This window comes from Streptomyces coeruleorubidus, from assembly GCF_028885415.1.
Classification (GTDB): Bacteria; Actinomycetota; Actinomycetes; order Streptomycetales; family Streptomycetaceae; genus Streptomyces; species Streptomyces coeruleorubidus_A.
On the sequence record NZ_CP118527.1, the window covers coordinates 8,022,470 to 8,049,013 of the forward strand.

At 72.5% G+C, this 26,544-nt stretch carries 18 protein-coding genes and 2 pseudogenes; 14 read left to right on the forward strand and 6 right to left on the reverse strand.

Annotated features, from left to right (window positions below; translation table 11 throughout):
- Nucleotides 1–48 precede the first annotated feature (48 nt).
- From PV963_RS37065 to PV963_RS37100, 8 genes and pseudogenes are all read left to right on the forward strand, one after another.
- Entirely contained in the window at nt 49–894 is an 846-nt protein-coding gene (locus tag PV963_RS37065; RefSeq protein ID WP_274820831.1) for an inositol monophosphatase family protein, read from the forward strand.
- Between the two features lie 149 nt (nt 895–1,043).
- Entirely contained in the window at nt 1,044–2,453 is a 1,410-nt protein-coding gene (locus PV963_RS37070) for a phytoene desaturase family protein (RefSeq protein WP_274820832.1), read from the forward strand.
- The gene (locus PV963_RS37075) at nt 2,450–2,959 is read left to right on the forward strand and encodes an O-acetyl-ADP-ribose deacetylase (RefSeq protein WP_274820833.1); all 510 of its coding nucleotides are present in this window, start codon (nt 2,450–2,452) and stop codon (nt 2,957–2,959) included. The genes PV963_RS37070 and PV963_RS37075 overlap by 4 nt, the downstream gene beginning before the upstream one ends.
- 240 nt (nt 2,960–3,199) lie before the next feature.
- Nucleotides 3,200–4,150: a 1-phosphofructokinase family hexose kinase gene (locus PV963_RS37080; protein WP_274820834.1), complete on the forward strand. Its 951-nt coding sequence runs from the start codon at nt 3,200–3,202 to the stop codon at nt 4,148–4,150.
- A 4-nt stretch (nt 4,151–4,154) separates the two neighbouring features.
- A pseudogene (locus tag PV963_RS37085) lies at nt 4,155–6,178 on the forward strand (PTS fructose transporter subunit IIABC).
- A gap of 220 nt (nt 6,179–6,398) precedes the next feature.
- Entirely contained in the window at nt 6,399–9,302 is a 2,904-nt protein-coding gene (locus PV963_RS37090) for a SpoIIE family protein phosphatase (protein WP_274820835.1), read from the forward strand.
- 55 nt (nt 9,303–9,357) lie between these two features.
- Complete coding sequence (locus PV963_RS37095) at nt 9,358–10,119, forward strand: DeoR/GlpR family DNA-binding transcription regulator (RefSeq protein ID WP_274820836.1); 762 nt, start codon at nt 9,358–9,360, stop codon at nt 10,117–10,119.
- Nucleotides 10,120–10,203: 84 nt separating this feature from the next.
- A pseudogene (locus tag PV963_RS37100) lies at nt 10,204–10,398 on the forward strand (macro domain-containing protein); the annotation flags it as partial.
- A gap of 39 nt (nt 10,399–10,437) precedes the next feature.
- Here the strand turns inward: PV963_RS37100 and PV963_RS37105 are convergent.
- Together PV963_RS37105 and PV963_RS37110 are read right to left on the reverse strand one after the other, a co-directional pair.
- A complete protein-coding gene (locus PV963_RS37105) occupies nt 10,438–12,108 on the reverse strand; it encodes an ATP-binding cassette domain-containing protein (protein WP_274820837.1) in 1,671 nt (556 codons plus the stop codon).
- Between the two features lie 230 nt (nt 12,109–12,338).
- Entirely contained in the window at nt 12,339–14,384 is a 2,046-nt protein-coding gene (locus PV963_RS37110) for a SpoIIE family protein phosphatase (protein WP_274820838.1), read from the reverse strand.
- Nucleotides 14,385–14,538: 154 nt separating this feature from the next.
- Here PV963_RS37110 and PV963_RS37115 point away from each other — a divergent pair, with 154 nt between their 5' ends.
- Both PV963_RS37115 and PV963_RS37120 read left to right on the forward strand, forming a co-directional pair.
- Nucleotides 14,539–15,369, forward strand: coding sequence for an alpha/beta fold hydrolase (locus PV963_RS37115; protein ID WP_274820839.1), 831 nt, complete (start codon nt 14,539–14,541; stop codon nt 15,367–15,369).
- Nucleotides 15,370–15,620: 251 nt separating this feature from the next.
- The gene (locus tag PV963_RS37120; RefSeq protein WP_274820840.1) at nt 15,621–19,511 is read left to right on the forward strand and encodes a glycoside hydrolase family 2 TIM barrel-domain containing protein; all 3,891 of its coding nucleotides are present in this window, start codon (nt 15,621–15,623) and stop codon (nt 19,509–19,511) included.
- A gap of 27 nt (nt 19,512–19,538) precedes the next feature.
- On the opposite strand, the gene PV963_RS37125 is transcribed toward PV963_RS37120, so the two are convergent.
- Nucleotides 19,539–19,901, reverse strand: a complete 363-nt coding sequence (locus PV963_RS37125; protein WP_274820841.1) for an ArsR/SmtB family transcription factor — start codon at nt 19,899–19,901, stop codon at nt 19,539–19,541.
- A 143-nt stretch (nt 19,902–20,044) separates the two neighbouring features.
- On the opposite strand from PV963_RS37125, the gene PV963_RS37130 reads away from it, so the two are divergent.
- The 3 genes from PV963_RS37130 to PV963_RS37140 are packed head-to-tail and all read left to right on the forward strand — an operon-like array spanning nt 20,045 to nt 22,767.
- Entirely contained in the window at nt 20,045–21,526 is a 1,482-nt protein-coding gene (locus PV963_RS37130; protein ID WP_274820842.1) for an AlkA N-terminal domain-containing protein, read from the forward strand.
- Between the two features lie 9 nt (nt 21,527–21,535).
- Nucleotides 21,536–22,018 carry a methylated-DNA--[protein]-cysteine S-methyltransferase gene (locus PV963_RS37135; RefSeq protein ID WP_274820843.1) on the forward strand — a complete coding sequence of 161 codons (483 nt, stop codon included), beginning with the start codon at nt 21,536–21,538 and terminating at the stop codon, nt 22,016–22,018.
- Between the two features lie 35 nt (nt 22,019–22,053).
- A complete protein-coding gene (locus tag PV963_RS37140) occupies nt 22,054–22,767 on the forward strand; it encodes a bleomycin resistance protein (protein WP_274820844.1) in 714 nt (237 codons plus the stop codon).
- Here the strand turns inward: PV963_RS37140 and PV963_RS37145 are convergent.
- The 3 genes from PV963_RS37145 to PV963_RS37155 form a co-directional block, all read right to left on the reverse strand.
- On the reverse strand, nt 22,727–23,482 hold the full coding sequence (locus PV963_RS37145) for an SIR2 family NAD-dependent protein deacylase (RefSeq protein WP_274820845.1): 756 nt from the start codon (nt 23,480–23,482) through the stop codon (nt 22,727–22,729). The genes PV963_RS37140 and PV963_RS37145 overlap by 41 nt on opposite strands.
- A 74-nt stretch (nt 23,483–23,556) precedes the next feature.
- The gene (locus PV963_RS37150; RefSeq protein ID WP_274820846.1) at nt 23,557–24,051 is read right to left on the reverse strand and encodes an NUDIX domain-containing protein; all 495 of its coding nucleotides are present in this window, start codon (nt 24,049–24,051) and stop codon (nt 23,557–23,559) included.
- 55 nt (nt 24,052–24,106) lie between these two features.
- Nucleotides 24,107–25,180: an ADP-ribosylglycohydrolase family protein gene (locus PV963_RS37155; protein WP_274820847.1), complete on the reverse strand. Its 1,074-nt coding sequence runs from the start codon at nt 25,178–25,180 to the stop codon at nt 24,107–24,109.
- A gap of 204 nt (nt 25,181–25,384) precedes the next feature.
- Here PV963_RS37155 and PV963_RS37160 point away from each other — a divergent pair, with 204 nt between their 5' ends.
- A complete protein-coding gene (locus PV963_RS37160; RefSeq protein WP_274820848.1) occupies nt 25,385–26,503 on the forward strand; it encodes a glycerate kinase in 1,119 nt (372 codons plus the stop codon).
- The last annotated feature ends 41 nt before the right edge of the window (nt 26,504–26,544 follow it).

A 26,544-nucleotide genomic window follows, 5' to 3' on the forward strand; every position in this document is an offset into this window, starting at 1 on the left:
TGCACCGGACGGGTGGGGATTGTCAGTGCCGCGTGTTGTGATGGAGGGGTGATCGACAGCACCGAAACCATCGAAGAGTTTCTCGCACGGCACGCCTCCGACGTCGAGGAGGAGATCCGCAGGGCGGCCGCCGCCGAGATCATGCCGCGCTGGCGCCGGCTCGCCGCACACGAGGTGGATCAGAAGGCCGGCCCGCACGACCTGGTCACGGACGCCGACCGCAAGGCCGAGCTGTACCTGACCGAGGCACTGGCCACCCTGCTCCCCGGCTCGGTCGTGGTCGGCGAGGAGGCGGTCCACGCCAACCCGGCGTCCTACGAGGCCCTTCGCGGCGACGCCCCCGTCTGGATCATCGACCCGGTCGACGGCACACGACAGTTCGTGCACGGCGAACCGGGCTTCTGCACCCTGGTCGCCCTGGCCCACGGCGGCACCCTGCTCGCGTCCTGGACCTACGCCCCCGCCAGTGACCGGCTCGCCACCGCCCAGCGGGGCAAGGGCGCCTACCTCGAAGGAGAGCGGCTGTTCGCCGGCGTGCCCGAGCCCGGCCGGGACCTCCGCGTGGCCACCTCCCATCCGGACTACACGACGGACGAGCAGAAGCACGCCCTGCTCGCCCTGCGCACCGACGGTGTGGCACCGCGCTCGTGCGGCTCGGCCGGGCTGGAGTATCTCGCCATCGCCCAGGGCGAGTCCGACGCCACGGCCTTCTCGTGGGAAGCCGCATGGGATCACGCTGCCGGACTGCTCCTGGTCGAGGAGGCGGGCGGCGCCCACCTGACCCTCGAAGGCGAGCCCTTCCGCATCACGGGCGGCAACGCCCTCCCCTTCACCGCCGCCCGCGACGCGGCCACGGCCCGCCGGGTGGCGGCACTGCTGGCAGGCGGAGCCTGACCGTCACGGACCGTACGCGTCCTGTTGCCCAGTGGCATTCCAGGCGTCCCTCCCGGGCGAATCCACCCGCGGCCGGTGACTGTCAGTCCCCGGGCCTATCCTGATCCTCAGTGGCCGTCGGCTGACGAAGGGGTCCGAAGGTGCCGTCGATGCTCGATGCCGTCGTAGTGGGTGCGGGGCCGAACGGACTGACCGCGGCCGTGGAGCTGGCCCGCCGCGGCTTCTCCGTCGCGGTCTTCGAGGCCCGGGGCACCGTGGGCGGCGGCGCCCGCACCGAGGAGCTCACCCTGCCGGGCTTCCGGCACGACCCGTGCTCCGCGGCGCACCCGCTCGCCATCAACTCACCGGCGTTCCGCGCCCTGCCACTGGAGCGCTACGGCCTGGAATGGCTGCACGCCGAGCTCCCCATGGCGCACCCCTTCCCGGACGGCTCGGCGGCCGTGCTGGCCCGGTCGGTGGGCGAGACGGCCGCCTCCTTCGGGCCGCGCGACGCCGGGGCGTACCGCAGGCTCGTCGAGCCCTTCCTGCCCAGGTGGGACGCGCTGGTCCGCGACTTCATGTCCCTGCCGCTCACCGCGCTGCCCCGCGACCCGGTCACCCTCGCCCGCTTCGGCCTGGTCGGCCTGCCCCCGTCGACCCTGCTGATGCGCCGCTTCCGCGACGAACCGGCCAGGGCACTGTTCGCCGGGCTCGTCGCGCATGTCATGGCACCGCTCGGCGGCTTCGCCACCAGCGCCATCGGCCTGGTCTTCGCCCTCGCGGCACACGCGCGCGGCTGGCCCGTCGCCCGCGGCGGCTCCCAGTCCATCTCCGACGCCCTCGCCGCCTACCTGCGCGACCTCGGCGGCAGCGTCCACACCGACTACGAGGTCAAGCGCCTCGACGACCTGCCGCCGGCCCGCGCGTACGTCTTCGACACTTCACCCACCGCCCTGGCCCGCATCGCCGGCTTCGGCAACCACTACGCGGACTACCGCTACGGACCGGGCGTCTTCAAGATCGACTACGCGCTGGACGGCCCCGTGCCGTGGACCGCGAAGGAGGCCCGCGTCGCCGGCACGGTGCAGATCGGCGCGAACCGCGCGGAGATCGGCAGGGCCCTGCGCGCGGCGTCCCGGGAGGGCCGGGCCCCCGACAAGCCGTTCCTCATCACGGTCCAGCCGAGCGTCGTCGACCCCACCCGGGCCCCGGCGGGCAAGCACGTCTTCTGGGCCTACGGCCACGTCCCGCACGGCTGGACCGGCGACCTCACCGACGCCGTCGAGCGCCAACTGGAGCGTTTCGCCCCGGGGTTCCGCGACCGCGTCCTGGCCCGCGCCACCGCGGGCCCGCCCGAACTCGCCGCCCGCAACGCCAACTACGTCGGCGGAGACATCGCCTCCGGCGCGGTCTCCGGCCTGCAGATCCTGCTGCGCCCCAAACCGACCCTGTTCCCGTACCACACCCCTCACCCGGCCGTCTTCATCTGCTCGTCGGCGACCCCGCCGGGCCCCGGCGTGCACGGCATGTCGGGGCACAACGCGGCGAAGGCCGTCTGGAAGCGACTGCGGCAGACATGACCACCATCGAACTGGTCCAGGGCGACATCACCCGCCAGAGCGTCGACGCCATCGTCAACGCGGCCAACTCCTCACTGCTGGGCGGGGGAGGGGTCGACGGCGCGATCCACCGGCGCGGCGGCCCCGCGATCCTGGAGGAGTGCCGCAAGCTGCGCGCCTCCCGGTACGGCAAGGGCCTCCCCACGGGCCAGGCGGTCGCCACCACCGCGGGCGACCTGGATGCCCGATGGGTGATCCACACCGTCGGGCCGCGCTTCAGCCAAGACGAGGACCGTTCGCAACTGCTGGCCTCCTGCTACCGGGAATCGCTGCGGGTCGCCGACGAACTCGGCGCCCGCACGGTCGCGTTCCCGGCCGTCTCCGCCGGCATCTACGGCTGGCCCATCGAGGACGCCGCCCGGATCGCCGTGGAGACGGTGCGGGCGAGGGAGACGGCGGTCGAAGAGGTCAGGTTCGTTCTCTTCGACGAGCGGGCTTACGAGGCGTTCGCCGGGCAACTCCGCTGAAGGCACCACGGCCGGCCGGGGGACCGGATCGGGCTCGCCCTGCCACGCTCTCTCGCTCCGGATGCGTTCTCACCAGCCAGAGGTAGTGTTGTTCTGCCGGTCGCAAGAAGTGTCCCCTCGACCGCTTCGCCCGCTTCGGCAGCGCGACCGTGGTGGCTCGTCGCCATAGGCCCATCGGGCTTCCGCCCGATGGAGGGCAGACCGGCACCCCGCTGCCGCCGGTTCCAGTGTGGTGCTCGTGTGATCGTCACCCTCACACCCAATCCGAGCCTGGACCGCACCCTGGAGGTTCCGGACCTGCGGCCCGGCTCCGTCATCCGTGCCACCGACAGCCGTCTCGATCCGGGGGGCAAGGGCGTCAACATCTCTCGGGCGCTGGCCGCCAACGGTCACCGGACGGTGGCCGTCATGCCCTGCGGCGGCTCCGAGGGCGAACAGCTCGCCGAGCTGCTCGCCTCCGAGGGCGTCGAGGTGGTCACCGTCCCGATCGCGGACAGTATCCGGGTCAACATCAGCGTCGTGGAGCCCGACGGCACCGTCACCAAACTGAACGCGGCCGGCCCGCGACTCTCCGCCACCGAGATCGACGCGCTGGCCGCAGCCACCTGTGCCGCTACGGCCAAGGGCGCCCGGTGGGTGGCTCTCGCCGGTCACCTGCCCCCCGGCGCTCCCGTCGACCTCTACGCGCACCTGGTGTCGCGCCTGCGCGGCGGCGGGGCGCCGCGTATCGCCGTCGACTCCAGTGGCGCCCCGTTCGCCGCCGCCCTGCCCGCCGGCCCGGATCTGGTCAAGCCCAACCGGGGCGAACTCGCCGAGGCCGCCGGGATGGCGGTGACCACGCTCGGCGAGGCCCTGACCGCGGCGAACGTGCTGCGTGAGCGCGGCGCCCGGACGGTGCTGGCCAGTCTCGGCCGCGACGGTGCCCTGCTGGTCGGCGACTTTGCGGTATTGCACGGAGAGCAGCGCGTCGCCACACCGCGCAGCTCCGTCGGCGCCGGGGATGCTCTCCTCGCGGGGTACCTGGCGGCCCCCACCGAGGGACCTGCCGCCCTTGCCGAGGCCCTGGCCTGGGGTTCTGCCGCGGTGTCGCAGCCCGGCAGCGGAATGCCCGGACAGTGGGCACTGGACCGGTCCGCTGTCGTCGTGCGACACCGCATCGAATCCGATCGCCCGATCTCCGAACGGAACTGACACGATGCCCGATCTCATCACCGCGGATTTCGTGGATCTGGACCTGCGGGCCGCGGACCGTCACGAGGCGGTCCGTGCCCTCGCTGCCCGGCTCGCCGCCGACGGCCGCGTCACGGACCTCGACGGGTTTCTCGCCGACGCGCGGGACCGGGAGGAGCAGATGCCCACCGGTATCGAAGGGGGCATCGGAATCCCGCACGCCCGCTCCGTCCATGTCGCGCTGCCCACACTCGCCTTCGGACGCAGCGCCGACGGCGTCGACTTCGGCGCCGCGGACGGCCCGGCAGACCTGGTCTTCCTGATCGCCGCGCCGGCCGGCGGCCATGCCGAGCACCTGGACATCCTGGCGTCGCTCGCCCGCCGCCTGGTGCACGTCTCCTTCAGGCAGGCCCTGCGCCAGGCCGTGGACGCGCAGGCGGTCGTCGACCTGATCAACAAGGAGGTGGGCGGAAGATGAGGATCGTCGCTGTCACCGCCTGCCCGACCGGCATCGCCCACACCTACATGGCCGCCGAGGCCCTGGAGCAGGCCGCCGCCGACGCCGGGCACCACATCGTGGTGGAGACGCAGGGCGCCGCCGGTGCGGTCAGGCTGACGGCCGCACAGGTGGCGGAGGCCGACGCGGTGATCTTCGCGGCCGACACCGAGATCCAGGACCGTGAGCGGTTCGCTGCCAAACCCGTGGTGATCGCCCCTGTGCAACGGGCCATCAACCACCCGCGCGAACTCATCTCGCGGGCCGAGGAGGCCGCGAAGGCGGCAGGCCGGGCGGCCTCGACGGCCACGGCGGAGGGCGCTGGTCCGGGCGATGCCGCCGAGCACGTCACCGTGGGCGCCGGGGGCGACGGGACCGCAGGGGCCCGTGCAGCCGCGGTCGGCGGCCCCGCGCACGGCGCGCCCTCGGAGGGCGCCAAGGTCCACCCGGCCACCCGGTTGCGCCAGTGGTTGATGACCGGAGTCAGCTACATGATCCCGTTCGTCGCCGCGGGCGGCATCCTGATCGCGCTCGCCTTCATGATCGGCGGCGCCGAGGTCGCCGTGAAAGTCGACGGCGGCACCTGGCAGGGGCAGACCTACCCCGAGGTCACCGACCTGTCCGAGCTGGTCGAACGGGCCGGTTACGCGGGCGTGCTGTTCAAGATCGGCACGACGGCGTTCTCGATGCTCGTGCCGATCCTCGCCGGCTTCATCGCCTACGCCATCGCCGACCGGCCGGGCCTGGTACCCGGCGTGGTCTCCGGGCTGCTGGCCGTCGCGACCGGCGCGGGCTTCCTCGGCGGTCTGGCCGGCGGCCTGCTCGCCGGTGCGGTGGTGACGGCTCTACGGAGGATCCGTCTGCCGCGGGCGGCCGCGGGGGTCATGACCGTGGTCGGGATTCCGCTCGTGTCCACGTTGGTGATGGGCCTTTTGATGATCATCGTCATCGGGGAGCCGATCGCCGCCGCGCAACGCGGCCTCACCGACTGGCTGGACGGCCTGAGCGGGACCAACGCGATCCTGCTGGGCGCGCTGCTCGGCCTGATGATGGCCTTCGACATGGGCGGTCCGGTCAACAAGGTCGCCTACACCTTCGGCGTCGCCGGCCTGGCCAGCGGCGATCTGGGAGTGATGGCCGCCGTCATGGCCGCGGGCATGGTGCCTCCGCTCGCCCTCGCCCTGGCCACGGTCGTGCGGCGGGCGCTCTTCACCGACAGCGAGCGCAAGGCCGGAGAGGCCGCCTGGCTGCTGGGTGCCTCGTTCATCACGGAGGGTGCCATCCCGTTCGCGGCGGCCGACCCGCTGCGGGTCATCCCGTCGATCATGGCCGGGAGCGCGGTCACCGGCGCACTGTCCATGGCCGTGGACGCCACCTCGCGCGCTCCGCACGGTGGCCTGTGGGTCATCGGTCTGATCGGCAGCCCCGTCCTGTACCTGGCAGCCATCGCGGCGGGCGTACTGGTGGGCGCCGCCTGTGTGCTCGTCGCCAAGCACTTCGGACGCCCCGTGCCCCAAGGGGCACCGGCACTCTCCGCGACCACGGGCCGGTGAACCCGCCGAGCTGCGGGCCCGCTCGTGGGACCTCGTGGTGCGTCCGGCTGCTCGGGTCCCACGACGGGCGGACGGAGTATCGTAAAAACGGACGTGCCCCCGCAGGTCGGAGCCCCTTGGCCCGATACCCGGCCGGCCGGAGGCCCAGGGCAGCGGCCACGCCCCGGCCCCCGATCGAGCCGAGCCGTTCGGGGTTCTCCCTCCGGGAGAGGAGGTCTCTGTGACGGACTTCTGGGGGACCGGCGATGCCCTGGCCCGTGACCGGGAGCGATTCCTGGGGAGCGAGTCGGCCGTGGCCAGGCTGCGGGCCCCGATCCTGAACTCATGGCGGCGCTGTGCCTCCATGGGGGTGTCGCCGGAGAGGATCGCACCTCCCTACCAGGCGGACCTGGATATGGAGGACCGGCTCGTCCGGGCGGCGGCGCCGGTGCTCGAGCGGCTGGAATCCGAGCTGGCGGGCGCGCGCGTGGGCGTGATCCTCGCCGACCGCCACGGCGTGATCCTGCGCTGCCAGGCCGGTGAGAAGGCGCTCTACAAGCACTTCGAGGCGGTTCGGCTCGCACCGGGCTTCACCTACACCGAGGAGTACGTCGGCACCCACGGCATCGCCACGGCCCTGGAGGAACGGCGGGACTTCCAGGCCTTCGGCGCCGAACACTTCGTCGGCAGCCTGCAGCCCTTCGTGTCGGTGGGCGCCGTCGTCCGTGACCCGCTCAGCGGAAGCCTCGAGGGCGTGGTCGGTCTCACCTCCTTGTGCGCCGACGCGGATACGGCCATGGCGGCCCGGGCCCGCAAGGCGGCCGAGGCCATCGCGCTGCGGCTGCTGGAGGAGCGTACGGAGCGGGAGCATGCCCTGCTCCAGGAGGCTGTGCAGGACGAGCGCCGCGTGCAGGAGGCGATGGCGGACATGGCACGGAGCCTGCCCGGCTCGCACGACGCCTCCCTCTCCTCCCTCACCGACAGCGACCGGAACGTCCTACGAGAGAAGGCCACCGAGCTGATCTCCGCGGCCGGCCGCACCGCGGCGCAGGTGCCGCTGTCCGGAGGCCGCACGGCCGCGCTCGTGTGCCGTCCCATGGCGGGGACCACGGGTGAGGAGGGCGTAGTGGTCAAACTGAGCTTCGTCGGCGACGCACCAGGGCATCGCAAGGCGACGATGCCGAACGGGAGCGGCGACGCGTCGACGGTTGGCACACCGGCGGACAGCACACCGACGGCGGTGCGTCCGGCTCCCTCTCCAGAGTGGTCAGGGGCGGCAGCCCTGTCGGATGAGCCACCAGGTCAAGGCGTACCGGACGCACCGGCGGAGCAGGCGCCGGTGGACAAGGCGCCGGGAGAGGCGGGGCCCGCCGAGGGCGCGGCGACCGATGCCCCCATCGAGTGGCTGCTGGCCGTCGGCCATCCGGAGCTGGGGCGGCTCGCGATGGCCGCGCGGGAACGCTTGGAACTGCTGTACCACGCGAGTATCCGCATCGGCACCACACTGGACGTGACGCGCACCGCGGAGGAACTGGCCGAGGTGGTCGTCCCGTGGTTCGCCGACGTCGTCACGGTCGATCTGCTGGAACCCGTGCTGCGCGGAGACGAAGCGCTCGTACCGCATGCGCCCCTGCAGCGGGCGGCGCTCGGCGCCCACGAAGCCGAATCGCCGTTCTTCCCGGTCGGCAAGCGGGTCAGCTTCGCCTCGTCCGCACCGCAGGCCCGGTGCTTCGCCGAGGGACAGGCGGTCCTCGAACCGGATGTGCGCGCCGTCCCCGAGTGGCTGGCCCAGGACCCCGGCCGCGTCCGGGAGATCGTGGAGTACGGCATTCAGTCCCTCATCGCCGTCCCGCTGCGCACCCGCGGGGCGTCGCTGGGGCTCGCCACCTTCTACCGCTGCCGGGAGTCCAGGCCCTTCGAGGAGGACGACCTGCACCTGGCGGAGGAACTCATCGCCCGCGTCGCCATCTGTGTCGACAACGCCCGCCGCTTCACCCGCGAGCAGACCGTCGCTCTCACCCTGCAGCGCAGCCTGCTGCCGGGCGTCCTTCCACAACAGACCGCGGTGGAGGCCGCCCATCGCTACCTGCCCGCCCAGATCGCCACGGGCGGGGTGGGCGGCGACTGGTTCGACATCATTCCGCTGTCCGGGGCGCGCGTCGCCCTGGTCGTCGGCGACGTCGTCGGACACGGCCTGCACGCTGCCGTCACCATGGGCCGGCTGCGCACCGCGGTGCACAACTTCGCCACCCTGGACCTGGCCCCCGACGAGCTCCTCGGACGCGTCGACGACCTGGTCATCGCTCTGGGACAGGAGGGGACGTCCCGCTCCGGGGGTGACGACTTCATCGGTGCCACCTGTCTGTACGCCGTGTACGACCCGGTCTCCCAGCGCTGCACGGTGGCCCGAGCAGGCCACCCCCCGCCCGCGGTGGTCGACCTCGACGGCGCCGTCCACTTCCCGGACCTGCCGGCCGGCCCTCCCCTCGGCCTGGGCGGCCTGCCCTTCGAGACCGCCGAACTGCATCTGCCGGAGGGCAGCCAGCTGGTCCTCTACACCGACGGACTCATCGAAGACCGCGGCTGGGACATCGACGTGGCCCTGGAACGGCTGCGGGCCGCCCTGTCGCACGCCGACCGGGCGCCCGAACAGACCTGTGAGGCGGTGCTGCGCGTCCTGCCGGGCCCCCACTCCTTTGATGACGTGACCCTGCTCGTCGCCCGTACTCGTGCCCTCGGCGCCGAACACACCGCGTGCTGGGACGTGCCCACCGACCCGGCGGCGATTTCCGCCGTCCGCGAGGCCGCCGTCCGGCAGTTGACCGAATGGGGCCTGGAGGACTGTGCCTTCACCACGGAACTCCTGCTCAGCGAACTGGCCACGAACGCCATCCGGCACGCCGCCGGGCCCGTTCAGGTGCGTCTGCTCCGCGACCGGGTGCTCATCTGCGAAGTCTCCGACGGCAGCAGCACCTCCCCCCACCTCCGCCAGGCCACAGCGACCGACGAGGGCGGGCGCGGCCTGTTCCTCGTCGCCCAACTCGCCCAGCGCTGGGGAACCCGCTACACCCCGCGGGGCAAAGTCATCTGGGCGGAGCAGTCCCTGTCTCCCACGTCGGCACCTGCGGAACCGTCGTCCTGGTGATGCCTTGCCCCAGGCCGCGTCCGACGGGCTGCCACAGCAAGAGGTGAAGCACATCATGCAGGCCAAGGAACGTCAGCGGCAGATCGTGGCTCTCGCGCGCGAGGAAGGACGCGCGAGCGTGGAGCGGTTGGCCGATGCCCTCTCGGAGAGCCCGGAGACGATCTGGCAGGATCTGGCCCTGCTCGAACGCCAGGGTCTGTTGCGGCGGGTGCACGGCGGGGCGATCCCCCTCCGGCGGCTCGGCTTCGAGCCGGACCTGCCCACGCGTGGCGAGGTGATGGAGGAGGAGAAGAAGAGGATCGCCGCAGCGGCGCTGGACGAGGTGCCCGACGAGGGAGTGATCCTGCTGGACGCCGGGTCGACCACCTTCCGCCTGGCCGAGCTGCTGCCCGGCGGCCGTGAACTGACGGTGATCACCAACAGCCTGCCGATCGCCCAGCTGCTCGCGCAGCACGCGGAGCTCACGGTCCTCACCCTGGGTGGCCGCGTACGGGCTCGCACGCTCGCGGAAGTCGACGTGGTCGCCATCCGCACCCTGGGGACGTTTCTCATCGACGTGTCCTTCCTGGCGACCAACGGTGTCTCGGTCGAACACGGCCTGACCACACCGGACCTGGCCGAAGCGGAGGTCAAACGGGCGATGTGCCAGCGCGCGCGGCGGCGGGTACTGCTCGCCGACAGCAGCAAGATCGGGAACGACACCTTCTGCCGGTTCGCCGAACTGCGCGACTTCGACGTCATGGTCACCGACACCGGCATGGAGGCGGAGGCGGCCGTGGACTTCGCCGAGCTGGGCCTGCGCGTCATCCGCGTGTGACGTCCCCCCGCCTCGTCGGCGCCGGGCCGGTGGCCGAGCGCAGGCGGCAGGGACGCGCCGCTGCACGAGCACGGGTAAACCCTTCGAGAGTCCCTCCGCGTCGCCGGCGAACTCGGCGCCCGCACGGTCGCGTTCCCGGCGATCTCCACCGGCGTGTACCGCTGTCCGATGGGGGACGCCGCGCGCATCGCGGTGGACACGGTGCGCGCGGCGAAGACCGACGTCGAGGAGGTCCGGTTCGTCCTCTTCGACGAGCGGGCGCACGAGGCGTTCGCCTGACGCCTGCGCTGACGAGAACAGCCCAACGCCCGGCGCTTGTCACCGTTGCGCCGCACCCACCTCCTGGTCCCGGTCCGCCGACCGCTGCCGCGCCAGCGCGAGGTGCGGCCAGCCGCTGATGTCGCGTCGCATCTGGCGGTCGTGGGTCGCCACGACGACGGCCGTCTCCGTACTGTGCAGCGCTTCGGTGAGCTCGTCGACCAACGCGATGGACAGGTGGTTGGTGGGCTCGTCCAGCAGCAGCACATGCGGGCGGGCGGCCAGCGCCAAGGCCAGGTCGAGCCGCCGCTGCTGACCCATCGACAGCTCGGCCACCGGCTTGCCGGCGTCGCGCGAGGTCAGCAGACCCAGCGAGCCGAGCCCCACCACCTCGCCCTCCTTCAGCACGCCCGTCGTGACCAGGCGCGCGGTGTGCGCCTCGTACAGGTCACGGGCCCGCCGGTGCGCCGCCCGCGGCGACTCCTGCCCGAGCAGGTGCAGCCGCACCGTGCGGCCCCGGTGCACCCGGCCCGTGTCCGGGGCGAGTCGCCCGGCCAGGACGGACAGGAGCGTGGACTTGCCCGCGCCGTTCGGGCCGGTGACGGCCAGCCTGTCGCCGGACGTCAACGACAGGCTCGTCAAGTGGTGCAGCCGTCCGCCGACCGTCACCTCCTCCGCGCGCAGCAGGACGACGCCCGGCCGGGCGGGCAGGTGGGGCATCGAGAAACGCTGCGGCGGCACCGGCGCGGTGACCTCGTGCCGGTCCAGGTCGTCCTGGCGCCGGTGGACGGAGCGCACCAGGGCACCGGCGCGGGTGGCGCGCTGGTGCTTGCCCGTGCCCTTGTCCGGGCGCCAGCCGGTGGTCAGCCGGTTCTGCGCCTCCGACAGGGCCTGCCGGAGACGGACGTGCTCGGTCTGCTGCTGCTCGTACTCCTCCTCCCAGCGCGCCAGTTCGGCCTCGCGGCCCTCCCGGTAGCCGGCGTAGCCGCCGCCGTACACGCCCGGGCGGCCGTCGCGGGTCGGGTCGAGGTCGAGGATCGTGGTGGCCACGTCCGCGAGCAGCGCCCGGTCGTGGCTGACCACCACGACACCGCCGGTGTGGGCGCGCAGCCTGGAGGTGAGGTACTCCAGCCCGGCCAGGTCCAGGTGGTTGGTGGGCTCGTCCAGGAGCAGGAAGTCGTACTCGGCGCCCAGCAGGCAGGCCAGCCGGATCCGGCAGCGCTGGCCGACCGACAGCGTGGCCAGGGGACGGGCACGATCGCTGACCGCACCCAGTCCGTCCAGGGCCACGTCCACGCGGCGGTCGGCGTCCCAGGCGTCCAGCGCCCGCGCCGCCTCCAGGGCGTCGGCATAGGCCTGTTCGGCACCGGGACGTTCCGCTGCCAGGGCCTGCGCGGCGGCGTCGAGATCCCGCAGGGCGGCGCGGGCGTCGGCCAGGTGCTCGTCGATGAAGTCGCCGACCGTGCGCTCGTCCTCGGCCGGCATCTCCTGCTCGGCCAGGGCGAGGGTGCCCACGCGGTGCACGGTTCCCTCGTCCGGGGCCAGCAGGCCGGCCAGGACGTGCAACAGGGTCGACTTGCCGCGTCCGTTCTCGCCGACGACGCCCCAGCGCGATCCGGGGGAGACCTTCATCTCGACGTCGTGCAGCACGGTGCGGCCACCGCGGTCGACGCGGATGCGGGCGCAGGTCAGCTGGGCCCGGTCGCGGGCAGGCAGGTTGAAGGTGGTCACGTTCTCTTCCTCGTTGAGGAGGCACACTTCACCCCCGGTTCGGGCGGGGATGCGAGCGGGCCTTCGGATCCGACGGACGGCCGGCCCGGAACAGGGCGGGCCGTGGGCGACGTCGCGGCTCCCGGCGCCTCGGCCCGTGGTCGTCAGGGCATGCGAGGGGCGGAGCCAGTGGCCCGGATCAGAGGTAGAGAACGTAACTCACACAAACATGCTAACAGTTGGCGCCCCGCTCAGGCGCGGGTGCGGACCAGCAGGAGCGCGACGTCGTCGTCGGGCTCCGGGCTCAGCGCACTCAGGAGGCTGTCACTGGTCCGTTGCAGGCTGGGTCCCGCGCTCCCCAGGAGGCGGGTCAGCGTGGCGAGGCCGGTGTCGATCGGCTCCCCGCGGTTCTCGACCAGCCCGTCGGTGTACAGGGCGAGCAGGGAGCCCGGCGCGAGCTCCAGTTCCACGGTGCCGAACTCCACTCCGCCCACCCCCAGCGGCACCCCGCCGGGCACGTCGACGAGCTTCGCGCCGCCGTCCGCCCCGGCGAGCACGGGCGGCAGATGACCGGCGCTGGACAGCGAGCAGATGCCGGTCCGCAGGTCGCACACCGCGTACACGCACGTGGCGATCGTGTCGCCGAGCGAGCCGGCGATGTCGTCGAGGTGCCGCAGCAGCTCGGCGGGCGGCAGGTCCAGCCGGGCCAGCGCCCGCGTCGCCGTGCTCAACTGCCCCATGATCGCCGCGGCCTGGACGCCCTTGCCCATGACGTCCCCCACCACGAGCCCGGTGCGTCCCGGGCTCAGCGGCAGTACGTCGTACCAGTCGCCGCCGACCTCGCTGAGGGCCGGGCGGTAGCGGGCGGCGATGTCGAGCCCCTCCCGCTCGGCGGGCGTGGCCGGGAGCAGGCTGCGCTGGAGCGTCAGGGCGGTGCCGCGTTCCCGGCCGTAGAGGCGGGCGTTGTCGATGCAGATCGCGGCGCGTGCGGCGAGCTCCGAGGCGAGCGCCTGGTCCCGGTCGTCGAAGGGGCGTTCGTCGACCGTGCGGTACAGGGTGAGCGTGCCGAGGACCTTGCCCCGGGCCATCAGCGGCACCGCCATGTAGGAGTGTGCGCCGGCCTCCTGCAGGGTCTGGGCGGCCCGCGCGTCCCGGGCGATGCGCCGCATCATCTTCGGGTCCACGCGCTCGACCAGGACCGGGCGGGCCCGGCGGACGCACTGCGTGATGATCCGCGACGAGGCGTAGGTGGCCAGTTCGCCGACCGGGTCCGCGGCGTGGATGGCGTCGGTCGGGTAGCCCGCCGCGACGGCCAGCGCCCGGAACTCGGCGGGCGCGCCGCCCGACACCGGAGCGATCGTGCCGTGGGCCACGACGGACTCCAGGACGTCCACGGCGGCCAGGTCCGCGAGGTGCGACACCACCACGTCGGCCAGCTCCCGCGCGGTCTGCTGAAGGTCCAGCGTGGTGCCGATCCGCACGCCGGCGTCGGCGATCACCGACAGGTGCTGACGTGCCTGCGCGACCTCGGCCGCGGCCTGCTGGCGCTCGGTGACGTCCAGCACGGCCATCGCGAGTCCGAGCACCCGGCCGTCGGTGTCCTCGATGCGGTGGTACGACTCCGAGTAGGCGCGGTCGTGTTCGTCCGCCGCCGTCCTGCCGATGGTCTGCTGGTCGAGCAGGGGCCTGCCGGTCTTGAGGACGTGCCGCATCCGGGCCTCGATGGCCTCGACGTCCAGGCCCGGCAGCACCTCGCCGAGCCGGCGGCCCAGCAGGGCCTCCTCGGGCACGCCGTTTATCCGCTCCAGCGCGGGGTTGACCCCGACCCAGCGCAGGTCGTTGTCGAAGACGGCGATGCCGAGCGGGGTCTGGTTGACCAGGCTGTGCGAGAGGGCGAGGTCCCGCTCCACCTTCCGTACCGTCGTCGCGTCCGTGGCGAGTCCCAGCAGGTGGGGCTGCCCCTCGTTGTCGAGGAGCCGCATCGTGCGGAACTCCACCGCGCGTTCCGTGCCGTCGCGGTGCCGCAGCGGGAAGACACCGGCCCAGCGGTCCCCCGATCTGACCTGGGCGAACAGCTCCCTGCCCCGGGGGCGGTTCTCGGGCGCGATCAGGAGTGTGTCGGCGCGCTGCCGCAGGGCCTCCTCGGGGGTGTAGCCGAGCAGCTGCTGGATCTCGGGGCTCCACAGGACGATGTGCCCGCCGCCGTCCAGGACCACGGCCGCGACCTTCAGCAGGTCCAGCAGCCCGCCGGGCGCGGCCGTGACGGCGTCGCGATGCGAGGTCGCATACCCGTTCATGCGAGCCGCTCCTTCCGGCGCGGCAAAAGGTCCGGCCAAGATCCGTTGCGCAGGCTGTCCGATGAGGTCACATTACGGTCGGAGGAGCGACACTGTCGCGCCGAAATGACAAATAATCGTGGGTCGGTACGCGGAGAGAGAGGGAGTGGGAATCTTGGGTGACTGGACGTTGCGGGAGAGCCTGGCCACCACGTCGGGGACCGTGCGCTGGGACCGGCTGGGGGATCCCGACGGCGAGCCGGTCGTGCTTATGCACGGGACGCCCTTCTCCTCGTACGTGTGGCACGAGATCGCTCCCGCGCTCGCCGCCGCCGGACACCACGTGCACCTGTGGGACATGGCGGGCTACGGCACCTCGGACATGCGTCCGGACCAGGACGTCTCACTGGGGATACAGGGCCGGATCTTCACCGAGCTGCTGGCGCACTGGGGCCTGGAGGAGCCGTCCGTCGTCGCGCACGACTTCGGCGGGTGCGTGGCCCTGCGCGCCCATCTGCTGCACGGGGCCCGCTACCGGCGGCTCGCCCTGGTCGACCCGGTGGCCCTGGAACCCTGGGGCTCCCCCTTCTTCCGGCTGGTCGGCGAGCACGCCCACGTCTTCGAGCAGCTCCCGGCCGCCCTGCACGAGGCCCTGGTGCGCGAGTACGTCACGTCCGCGACCCACACCGGCTTGCGGCCCGCCGCGCTGGACGCGCTCGTGCGGCCCTGGACGGGGGAGCGGGGCCAGGTCGCCTTCTACCGCCAGATCGCGCAGGCCGACCAGCGCTACACCGACGAGATCCAGCCGCTGTACCCCACGATCGACCTGCCGGTGACGGTCTGCTGGGGCACCGAGGACACCTGGATCCCCTTCGCCAAGGGGCAGGAACTGGCCGCCCTGATCCCGGGCGCGCGCCTGGTGCCCGTCCCGGAGTCCGGCCACCTCGTCCCCCTGGACGCGCCCGCCCGGCTGACGAGCGAGGTGCTCACCTTCCTCGGGGCCTGAAGGCGCCGAATTCCTCGGGGCCTGAGGGCGCCGAGCGCCGGAGGACGCGGGAGAACCATCAGGACCGCACAAAGTCCGACGGGATCATTGCTTCGGTTGTGTTCGAGTCCTAGGGTGTGCCTGCTCAGCAGTTGCTCCGTCACCGTCAGTTGCACCAGTCCCAACAGAAACGCCCATCACGGGAGTTGGGATCGCATCTGACGTGCCCTCAGTCCGTGCAGCACCCTGTCGAACCGAGGAAGGCCACGGTCATGCCGCACCCGCTCCCGTCCCCCGCCGACCGGCCCGTCGTCAGCCGTCGCCGTCTGCTCGAAGGCGGCGCCGCCGTGCTCGGCGCGCTCGCCCTGTCCGCGTCGCCCGCCGCCGCGCACGCGGCGGGCCGGCGCCCGGCGGCGGAGGGCCCTCCGGAGTGGAACGACGGCCTGGCCGTGTACCGCGTGGGCACCGAGCCGCCGCACACCACGCTCATGCCGTACGCGGACCTCGGGCAGGCCCTGGCCGGTGACCGCGAGCGCTCGCCGTACCGGCTGAGCCTCGACGGCAAGTGGAAGTTCGCCTACGCCGACCGCCCCGACGACCGGGACGCCGACTTCTACCGCACCGACGTCGACGACTCCGGCTGGGACACCATCCCCGTGCCCTCGGCCTGGCAGCTGCACGGCTACGACTTCCCGATCTACGTCAACATCACCTATCCCTGGTGGGGCCCCAACGGCGGCGGCGAGGACGCCCAGCCGCCGGCCGCCCCGACCCGCTACAACCCCGTCGGCCAGTACCGCCGTACGTTCACCGTCCCCCGGAACTGGTCGGGCCGGCGCACCTTCCTGCACTTCGAGGGCGTCAAGTCCGCCCACTACGTGTGGATCAACGGCGAGCTGGTCGGCTACCACGAGGACTCCTACACCTCCGCCGAGTACGACATCACCCCCCACCTCAAGCCGGGCACCAACCAGATCGCCGTCGAGGTGTACCGCTACTCCGACGCGGAGTGGCTGGAGGACCAGGACATGATCCGGCTGAGCGGCATCTTCCGCTCGGTCCACCTGTACTCCACGCCGAACGTGCACCTGCGCGACTTCAAACTGGGCACCCCGCTCGGCGACGACTACACCTCCGCCGAACTCAAGGTCACCGCGCACGTCCGCGACTACGGCGGCAAGGGCGCGGGCCGCTACACCGTCGAGACCCAGCTGTACGACGCGCGCGGCCACGCCGTCTGGGCGCGGCCCCTGAACCAGCCGGTCGACGTCCCCGACGGCGACGAGGCCACCGCCGAGGCGTCCAGAGCCGTCCCCTCGCCGAAGCTCTGGTCGGCCGAGCACCCGAACCTCTACACCGCCGTGCTGCGGCTGCGCGACCCCTCCGGCAAGGTCGTCGAGACGCTCTCGCACCGGGTCGGCTTCCGTGAGTTCGCGCTCAAGGACGGCCTGATGCGCATCAACGGCAAGCCGGTCTCCTTCCGCGGCACCAACCGGCACGAGATGCACCCCGTCACCGGCTCGGCGATCACCCGGGCGCAGATGATCGAGGACATCGAGATCATCAAGCGGCTCAACATCAACAGCGTCCGCACCTCGCACTACCCCAACAACCCGCTGTGGCTGGAACTCGCCGACGAGTACGGCCTGTACCTCGTGGACGAGACCAACCTCGAAACCCACGGCATCCGCGACAAGTTCCCCGGCAGCGGCCACCCCGAGTGGACCGAGGCGTGCGTGGTCCGCGCCCAGAACATGGTCCACCGCGACAAGAACCACGCCTCGGTGGTCATCTGGTCCCTCGGCAACGAGGCGGGCGGCGGCACGACGTTCAACGCCATGTACGACTGGATCCGCTCCTACGACCCCACCCGCGTCATCCAGTACGAGGGCGACGACCGCCCGGGCATCAGCGACATCCGCTCCGAGATGTACGACAGCCCGCAGCGGGTCGAGCAGCGCGCCAAGGACACGAGCGACACCCGGCCGTACGTGATGATCGAGTACTCGCACGGCATGGGGAACTCCAACGGCAACTTCAAGAAGTACTGGGACATCGTCCGCCGCTACGACGTCCTCCAGGGCGGCTGGATCTGGGACTTCGCCGACCAGGCTCTGAGCTGGCCGACCCCGACCCGCAAACTGCTGACCGAGTCCGGCCCGGGCGCGCTGCGCGGCGAAGTCATCGCGCCGGCCGCCGGCTTCGACCGCGCGAAGGGCGTCTCCGGCGGCACCGTCTTCCCCCGCGACGCCCGCCTGGACCTCACCGGCTCCCTCACGCTGGAGGCCTGGGTCACCCCGCACGTGACCGGCGGCCATCAGCCCATCCTCGCCAAGGGCGACACCCAGTACGCCCTCAAACAGTCCGACGAGAACCTGGAGTTCTTCATCCACGGCGGCGGCCAGTGGGTCACCGCGAGCTGGGCGCTGCCGGACGGCTGGACGGGCAAGGAGCACCACATCGCCGGTGTCTTCGACGCGGACGCCGGGACGCTCACCCTGTACGTCGACGGCCAGGCGCGCGGCACCCGGACCACCACCCGCCGCCCCAGCCCCAACACCGCGTCCCTGACGCTCGCCACCGACGTCGACAACCCGACCCGGGAGTTCAGCGGCACCATCCGGCGGGCCCGCGTGTACGCCCGCGCGCTGAGCGCCGCGGAGCTGGCCTCGGACAGCCGCGGCCCGGACGACGAGGGTGTGCGGTTCTGGTTCGACGCCGCCACCGTCGGCTTCACCGAGCAGCGCCCGCGCGACAAGACGTTCTACGCCTACGGCGGCGACTGGGGCGACAACCCCAACGACGGCGCCTTCGCCGGCGACGGCATCATCACCGCCGACCGCGGCCTCACGGGCAAGTCCGCCGAGGTCAAGCAGATCTACCAGGCGATCAACGCCGCCCCGGCCTCCTCAGGCCCCGGCGCCGTCACGCTCACCAACGAGTACCTCTTCACCAACCTCCGCGAGTTCGACGGCCGTTGGTCCCTCGTCGCCGACGGCAAGGTCGTCCAGCGCGGCCGGCTGACCCGTGACCAGCTGAATCTCGCGCCGCTGACCAGCAAGGACATCAAGGTGCCGGTGCGACTGCCGGCGAAGCCCGAACCGGGCACGGAGTACTTCCTCCAGCTCTCCTTCACCACCAAGGAGCCCACCAAGTGGGCGAAGGCGGGCTTCGAGGTGGCCAAGCAGCAGCTCGCCCTCGACGCGGACAGCCCGGCCGTGACGCCCCTGCCGCTGCGCAGCGTCCCCGCCCTGCGGTACACCGACCGGGACGAGGACGTCACGGTCAGGGGCAAGGGCTTCTCGGTCACCGTCGACAAGAGCACCGGCACCATCACGTCGTACGAGGCGGGCGGCACCCGGCTCATCACCTCCGGCCCCGTCCCGAACTTCTGGCGGGCGCCCACCGACAACGACCGGGGCAACGGCCACCACACCCGCAACCAGACGTGGCGCGACGCCGGAGCGAAGCGGAAGGTGGCGGACGTACGGGTCCGGCCGCTGGACGACCGGGCCGTCGAGGTCACGGTCACCGGCACGCTGCCCACCAGCACGGAGTCCACGTACAGCACCACGTACACGGTCTTCGGCAACGGTGAGATCAAGGTCGACAACACCCTGCACCCGGGAGCGCCGAACCTGCCGTACATCCCCGAGGTCGGCACCCTGCTGTTCCTGCCCCGCCGCCTGGACCGGCTGCACTACTACGGCCGGGGCCCGGAGGAGAACATGTGGGACCGCAACAACGCCACCGACGTCGGCCTGTACTCCGGCACCGTCTCCGGCCAGTGGACCTCCTACCTGCGCCCCCAGGAGAACGGCAACAAGACCGACGTCCGCTGGGCCGCGCTGACGGACGGCAGCGGACGCGGACTGCTCGTCTGCGGTGAGCCGCTGCTGGAGGTCAACGCCTCGCACTTCACTCCCGAGGACCTGTCGGTCGGGGCCCGCCACGACTACCAGCTCAACCCCAGGGACGCCGTGGTCCTCCGGGTCAACCACCGCCAGACGGGCGTGGGCGGCGACAACAGCTGGGGCGCCCACCCCCACGACGAGTTCAAGCTCTTCGCCAACCGCGACTACGCCTACACCTACCGGCTGCGTCCGCTGACGCGCGTGAGCGAGGCGATGGCGGCCTCGCGACGGCCGACGGCCACCGAATAGAAGAGGCGGCGGGACAGCGGCGCCGCCTCAGTCGGCGGCGTCGCTGATGCCCAGGCGCAGATGCTCCACGTGGTAGACGGCCTGGTCGAGCAGCTCGGCGACATGGTGGTCGTGCAGCGCGTAGACGACCGAACGGCCCCGCCGCTCGCCCACCACCAGGCCCAGATTGCGCAGCAGCCGCAGCTGGTGCGAGCAGGCCGACTGCTCCATGCCCACCTCGGCGGCCAACTCGGTGGCCGGCAGCGGGCCTTCCCGCAGCCGCGCCAGGATCAGCAGGCGGGAGGGTGTGGACAGGGCCTGGAGCGTGGTGGCGACCTTCGCGACGTTGTCCGCGTCCAGGCGTACGCGCTCGGTGGCGTCCTGCGCGGGAATGACGGCTCCATGACCCATGACGTCATCGTACCGGTCACCCACGAACACATGAATGAATCATCATCTGTCCCGGTTTCGCCGGTCTCCGCGGGACGGCGCACGGACAGGTCGATGTCGGATTCTCGCCAGACCCGTCACGCCCGGTGCCCGATGCTGGACGCATGCAGATGGGGATGCACACCGACACCGAGCGCTGCGTACGCGCTGTCCAGTCCAAGGACGCGCGGTTCGACGGATGGTTCTTCACGGCCGTCCTGACGACCCGCATCTACTGCCGTCCCAGTTGCCCGGTCGTGCCGCCCAAGCCGGAGAACATGGTCTTCCACCCGAGCGCGGCGGCCTGCCAGCAGGCCGGGTTCCGGGCCTGCAAACGCTGCCGGCCCGACACCAGCCCCGGCTCCCCGGAGTGGAACCAGCGCGCCGACCTCGTGGCCCGCGCCATGCGGCTGATCGCCGACGGTGTCGTGGACCGCGAGGGCGTGCCCGGTCTCGCAGCCCGGCTCGGCTACAGCACCCGGCAGGTCGAGCGGCAACTGCTCGCCGAACTGGGCGCGGGCCCGCTCGCGCTCGCCCGCGCCCAGCGCGCCCAGACGGCCCGGCTGCTCATCGAGACGACGGCCCTGCCGATGGCCCAGATCGCCTTCGCCGCCGGCTTCGCCTCGATCCGCACCTTCAACGACACCGTCCGCGAGGTCTTCGCCCTCTCCCCGAGCGACCTGCGTGCCCGCACCCCGAAGCGGCAGGGCGCGAGCACCCCCGGCGCGCTGTCCCTGCGGCTGCCGTTCCGCACTCCGCTCAACCCCGACAACCTCTTCGGCCACCTCGCCGCCACGGCCGTACCCGGCGTGGAGGAGTGGCGCGACGGCTCCTACCGGCGCACGCTGCGGCTGCCGTACGGCCACGGCATCGTGGCCCTGACTCCCACCCCCGACCACATCGCCTGCCGCCTCACCCTCAGCGACCTGCGCGATCTGACCGTCGCCATCAGCCGCTGCCGCCGTCTGCTCGACCTGGACGCCGACCCGGTGGCGATCGACGAGCAACTGCGCACGGACCCCGTCCTGGCACCGCTGGTCGACAAGGCGCCCGGCCGGCGTGTCCCGCGCACGGTGGACGAGGCGGAGTTCGCCGTCCGGGCCGTGCTCGGCCAGCAGGTCTCCACCGCCGCCGCCCGCACCCACGCGGCCCGCCTGGTCACCGCGTACGGCGAACCGGTCGACGACCCCGAGGGCGGCCTCACCCACCTCTTCCCGGCCCCCGAGGCCCTCGCGGCGCTGGACCCGGAGACACTGGCGATGCCCCGCACCCGTCGCACGACCTTCACCACCCTGGTCCGCCACCTCGCCGACGGCGACCTCCACCTGGGCGTGGAGAGCGACTGGCCGCAGGCCCGCGACCGGCTCCTCGCCCTGCCGGGCTTCGGCCCCTGGACGGCCGACGTCATCGCCATGCGCGCCCTCGGCGACCCCGACGCCTTCCTCCCCACCGACCTCGGCATCCGCCGCGCCGCCCAGGAACTCGGCCTGCCCTCCACCCCTGCCGCGCTCACCGCCCGCGCGGCGGCCTGGCGCCCCTGGCGGGCCTACGCGGTCCAGTACCTCTGGGCGACCGACAGCCACCCGATCAACTTCCTTCCGGTATAGGGACGTTCCATGAAGCACCACACCGTGACCGACAGCCCCTACGGCCCCCTCACCCTCGTCGCCGACGACGGCGTCCTGTGCGGCCTCTACATGACCGACCAGCGCCACCGCCCACCGGAGGAGACCTTCGGCCCCCGCGAGGACACCCTGTTCGCACAGACGGAGGAACAACTGAAGGCCTACTTCGCGGGCGAGCTCAAGGAGTTCACCGTCGAACTCCGCCTGACCGGCACCCCGTTCCAGCGCAGCGTCTGGGACCAACTGCGCCGCATCCCCTACGGCGAGACCCGCACCTACGGCGCACTCGCCGAGGCCCTCGGCACCCCGACCGCCTCGCGCGCGGTCGGCCTCGCCAACGGCCGCAACCCCGTCGGCATCATCGTCCCCTGCCACCGTGTGATCGGCGCGAACGGCGGCCTCACGGGATACGGGGGCGGGCTGGAGCGCAAGCAGCGCCTGCTGGACTTCGAGCGGGGGGCCGCACTCTTCTGACTCTCCGGTTGGTCAAATTTGACTAGAGTGGGTCCATGCCGGAGAAGACCATCCCGATCCTGCCCTGCCGGACCCTCCCACCCGTTCTCGACTTCTACACCGCCCTCGGCTTCGAGGTGACGTACGAACAGCGCAGCCCCAACCCGTACACGGTCGTGGAACGCGGCGGCATCGAGCTGCAGTTCTTCGCGATGAAGCACTACGAGCCCACCGGCTCGATCAGCACCTGCTACGTCATGACCGACGACGTCGACGGCCTCTACGAGGCGTTCCGCGCCGGGCTCAAGGCGGCGTACGGCAGGATCCCCACCCGCGGGCTGCCGCGGGTGGGACCGCTCAAGGACATGTCGTACGGCGTGCGGCAGTTCCTCATGACCGATCCGGGCGGAAACTGCGTCCGCATCGGACAGCGCACGGGCGAGACCGGACACCGTGCGCCCGCACCGCGGGAGACCTTCGCGCGGGCCCTGCACCACGCGTCCCTCCTGGCCGACTCCAAGGGGGACGCGGCGGGCGCCGCGAAGGTCGTCGACCGTGTCCTGCGCCTGACGGACGAGACACCGACGCCCGTGCAGCTGCTTCAGCTCCTCGTCCTCCGCGCGGACATCGCGGGACGACTCGGCGACGAGGACGCGGCGGCGACCGCCCTCGCCCGGGCCGCCGCGCTCCGCCTCACCGACGCCGAGCGCGACCTGGCCCGTGACGCGCTCACGCGCCTGGAGGATCTGCGGGCCGCGCCTCGGCCGTGAGACCGCGCAACAGCTCCGGCAGCGCCGTGCCGATGGGTTCGCGGACGATCTCGTCGGCACGGTCGTCGTAGGGAGTCGGCTCGGCGTTGACGATGATCAGCCGGGCGCCGTGGTCGGCGGCGACACCGGCGAGACCCGCGGCGGGCTGGACCTGGAGGCTCGTGCCGACGGCGACGAACACCTCGCAGGCCTTGCTGATGGCGACCGCCTCGCCCAGGACGACGGGGTCGAGCCGCTCGCCGAACATCACCGTCGCCGACTTCAGGACGCCGCCGCACTCCAGGCACGGCGGGTCATCCTCCCCGGCCTCGACCCGTGCGAGCGCGTCCTCCATGGGGCCGCGGGCGTGGCAGCCGGTGCACACGAAACTCCGTGCCGTGCCGTGCAGTTCGAGGACCTTGCGAGCGGGCATCCCGGCGAGCTGGTGCAGCCCGTCCACGTTCTGCGTGATCACCCGGACGGGCACCCCGGACCGCTCCAGTTCGGCCACCGCCCGGTGCGCGGCGTTGGGCTCCGCCTGAAGCGTCCGGTTCTTGCGCCGCATCTGCCAGGAGCGGCGGCGGATCCCCGGGTCGTCCATGTAGTACTCGTACGTGACGAGCTTCTCGGCCTCCGGATCCCGCCGCCAGAGCCCGTTCGGCCCGCGGTAGTCCGGGATCCCGGAGTCCGTGCTGATACCGGCACCGGTGAGGAGCGCGACGAGGGGCTTGGCCATGTCACCGAGGGTAGGCCGGGCCGTACGACAGCGGCGAGCGGATATCGCGGAGCGGCCCGGGCCCGGTGCGGCCGTCAGTTCACCCGGTGCCCGTTCTCCAGCTCCGCCGTGCCCGAGCCGTCCGCCAGGACGTCCAGGGCGGTCAGGACGCGGCGGCCGAGGGCGCCCGGCAGATACTCGGTCAGCTCCTCGCGCGGGACCAGCCGCCAGGACAGCAGTTCCTCCTCCTGCAGGCGGATCGCCTTGAACTCGTCCTCGCCGAGCACCCCGCCGTCGTACAGATACGCCACCAGCGGCGGACGCCCCGTGCCGTGCACCCAGTCCACCGCCAGCAGCCTGCCGAGCTCCCGGTCCAGCCCGATCTCCTCGGCCGTCTCGCGCCGCGCGCCCTGCCGCGGGGTCTCGCCGTCGTCGGACTCGATCGTGCCGCCGGGCAGCGCCCAGCCCTCCCGGTAGTTGGGCTCGACGAGCAGCACCCGGCCCTCGCCGTCCCTGAACAGCGCGGCGGCGCCGGCCAGGACGCGGGGCAGGGACGCGATGTAGGCGGCGAAGTCAGAAGAGGTCGTCATTGGGGCAGGGTAACCACCCGATATGGCTCAGCCGCAGGGGAAGGCGTGGCCGGCCTCAGACCTCCTGCTCCGCCAGCCGCAGGGTCCGCTCCGCCAGCTCGCTGATCCGCACCCCGTCGAAGCCGAACACCGCGCTGCGGACCGTGTCCTCCAGCGGCACCGTCCACTGGTCCGGGATGGCCGCGCCCCCGCCGAACACACCCGCCACCGAACCCGCCGTCGCGCCGTTGGAGTCGGTGTCCAGGCCGCCCCGGACGGTCAGGGTGATGGTGCGGGTGAAGTCGCCGTCGCCGTAGAGCAGGCCGGCGGTGAGGACGGCGGCGTTCGGGACGGTGTGGATCCAGCCCATCCCGGCGGTCTCCTCGGTGACCGTGGTGAGCGTGTCCTCCCAGGACATCCGGGTGTCGTGCAGGGAGACGACCCGGCGCACCGTGCGGGCCAGGCGGCTGCTCGCCGGGATCACGGCCAGGGCCTCGTCGACCGCGTGCCGCACCGTGGGTGCCGTGAACGCCGCGGCGATCAGCGCCGCCGCCCACATCGCCCCGTACACGCCGTTGCCGGTGTGCGACAGCACCGCGTCCCGCCGGGCCAGCGAGGCGGCCCGGCGCGGCACGCCCGGACAGGTCCAGCCGTAGATGTCGGCCCTGATCAGCGCCCCGATCCACTCCTGGTACGGATTGTCGTACGTCGCCGTCAGCGGCGGCTTGAGCCCGTTTGCCAGGTTGCGGTACGCGGCCCGCTCGGCGGTGAACGTCTGCAGATACGGCAGCCGCAGCAGCCACAGGTCCCCGACCTGCTCGGTGCTGAAGCCGAAGCCGTGGGTCTCCAGCAGGTCCAGGCCGAGGATCGCGTAGTCGACGTCGTCGTCACGGCAGCTGCCGTGGATGTGTCGGCGGACGCACTGTCGCCATTCGGGCCGCAGCTCGAACCCGTCACTCTCGGTGATCGGCTCGGGCAGGTAGTCGGTCAGCGGCAGTGCGGCGGCCTGCCGCAGGTAGCGGTCGATGCGGTCGCGCGTCCAGACCTCGCCCTGCTCGACCGGTTTGCCGAGCATGTTGCCCGCGATGCGGCCCTGCCAGCCGCCGAGGACGCGGTTTGCCAGCTCTGTCTCGGTGCGTGCGGGGGTCATGGTTGAGGTCTACCCGTTTTGGAAGGGTGCCTGAGGGAGATGCCCCCCCGGGTCCACGAGATGGGCACGGGCTGACGACGGGGACGTCCTCCGGTTAAGGTCGCAGCGGCGCGACTGGCCTTGACGTGCGTGAGGGCCCGGAGAGCAAGGGGAGTGCAAGTGGCGGACGCTGCAGTGAGCGATACCCGGAGGACCCAGCGGCGGGTGCTTGTCGCCGCGGACAAGTTCAAGGGGTCGCTGACGGCCGTGGAGGTCGCCGAGCGGGTGACCGCCGGGCTGCGCCGGGTCGTACCGGACCTCGAGGTCGAGGCGCTGCCCGTGGCCGACGGCGGCGACGGAACAGTGGCCGCGGCGGTCGCGGCCGGGTTCGAGCGCCGGGAGGTACGGGTCACCGGTCCGCTCGGCGACGAGGTGACGGCGACGTTCGCGCTGCGCGACGGCACCGCGGTCGTGGAGATGGCCGAGGCGAGCGGACTCCAGCGACTGCCCGCCGGCGTCTTCGCACCGCTCACGGCGTCCACGTACGGCTCCGGCGAGCTGCTGCGGGCCGCGCTGGACGCGGGCGCCCGCACGATCGTCTTCGGCGTCGGCGGCAGCGCCACCACGGACGGTGGTGCCGGGATGCTGTCCGCGCTGGGCGCGCGCTTCCTGGACCCGCACGGCGAGCCGGTGTCCCCGGGCGGCGGCGGCCTCGCCGATCTGGCCACGGCCGACCTGTCGGGCCTCGACCCGCGCCTCACCGAGATCGAACTGGTCCTCGCCAGCGACGTCGACAACCCGCTGACCGGCCCGAAGGGCGCGCCCGCGGTCTACGGCCCGCAGAAGGGCGCCTCGCCGGACGACGTGGCGACCCTGGACGCCGCCCTCGCGCACTTCGCGAAGGTGCTGGAGGAGTCGGCCGGACCGAAGGCCGCCCACTACGCCGCCTCACCGGGCGCGGGTGCGGCGGGCGGCATCGGCTACGGCGCCCTGCTCCTCGGCGCCCGCTTCCGCCCCGGGATCGAGGTCATGCTCGACGTCCTGGGCTTCGCACCCGCCCTGGACCGCGCCGACCTGGTGATCACCGGCGAGGGCTCCCTCGACCAGCAGACCCTCCACGGCAAGGCCCCGGCGGGCGTCGCCGCGGCGGCCCGGGCGGCCGACAAGGACGTCGTCGCGGTCTGCGGCCGCCTCGCCCTCCCCCCGGAGGCCCTGGGCCACGCGGGCATCCGCCGCGCGTACGCCTTGTCGGCGCTCGAACCGGACCCGGCGAAGTCCATGGCCCAGGCGGGTCCTCTCCTGGAACGCGTGGCGGAGTCGATCGCGCGGGACTTCCTGACCTGACCGTCGGCGGGGCGCAGCCCCGGAGGCTGCTGTCCCTCACG

What these genes read in the sequence shown, in the direction of transcription:
- PV963_RS37140 (WP_274820844.1), top strand. Translation starts at nt 22,054, where the DNA reads ATGCCGGAGAAGACCATCCCGATCCTGCCCTGCCGGACCCTCCCACCC.
- PV963_RS37125 (WP_274820841.1), bottom strand. Translation starts at nt 19,901, where the DNA reads ATGGGTCATGGAGCCGTCATTCCCGCGCAGGACGCCACCGAGCGCGTA.
- PV963_RS37070 (WP_274820832.1), top strand. Translation starts at nt 1,044, where the DNA reads ATGCTCGATGCCGTCGTAGTGGGTGCGGGGCCGAACGGACTGACCGCG.
- PV963_RS37095 (WP_274820836.1), top strand. Translation starts at nt 9,358, where the DNA reads ATGCAGGCCAAGGAACGTCAGCGGCAGATCGTGGCTCTCGCGCGCGAG.
- PV963_RS37155 (WP_274820847.1), bottom strand. Translation starts at nt 25,180, where the DNA reads ATGACCCCCGCACGCACCGAGACAGAGCTGGCAAACCGCGTCCTCGGC.
- PV963_RS37150 (WP_274820846.1), bottom strand. Translation starts at nt 24,051, where the DNA reads ATGACGACCTCTTCTGACTTCGCCGCCTACATCGCGTCCCTGCCCCGC.
- PV963_RS37145 (WP_274820845.1), bottom strand. Translation starts at nt 23,482, where the DNA reads ATGGCCAAGCCCCTCGTCGCGCTCCTCACCGGTGCCGGTATCAGCACG.
- PV963_RS37130 (WP_274820842.1), top strand. Translation starts at nt 20,045, where the DNA reads ATGCAGATGGGGATGCACACCGACACCGAGCGCTGCGTACGCGCTGTC.
- PV963_RS37120 (WP_274820840.1), top strand. Translation starts at nt 15,621, where the DNA reads ATGCCGCACCCGCTCCCGTCCCCCGCCGACCGGCCCGTCGTCAGCCGT.
- PV963_RS37135 (WP_274820843.1), top strand. Translation starts at nt 21,536, where the DNA reads ATGAAGCACCACACCGTGACCGACAGCCCCTACGGCCCCCTCACCCTC.
- PV963_RS37075 (WP_274820833.1), top strand. Translation starts at nt 2,450, where the DNA reads ATGACCACCATCGAACTGGTCCAGGGCGACATCACCCGCCAGAGCGTC.
- PV963_RS37110 (WP_274820838.1), bottom strand. Translation starts at nt 14,384, where the DNA reads ATGAACGGGTATGCGACCTCGCATCGCGACGCCGTCACGGCCGCGCCC.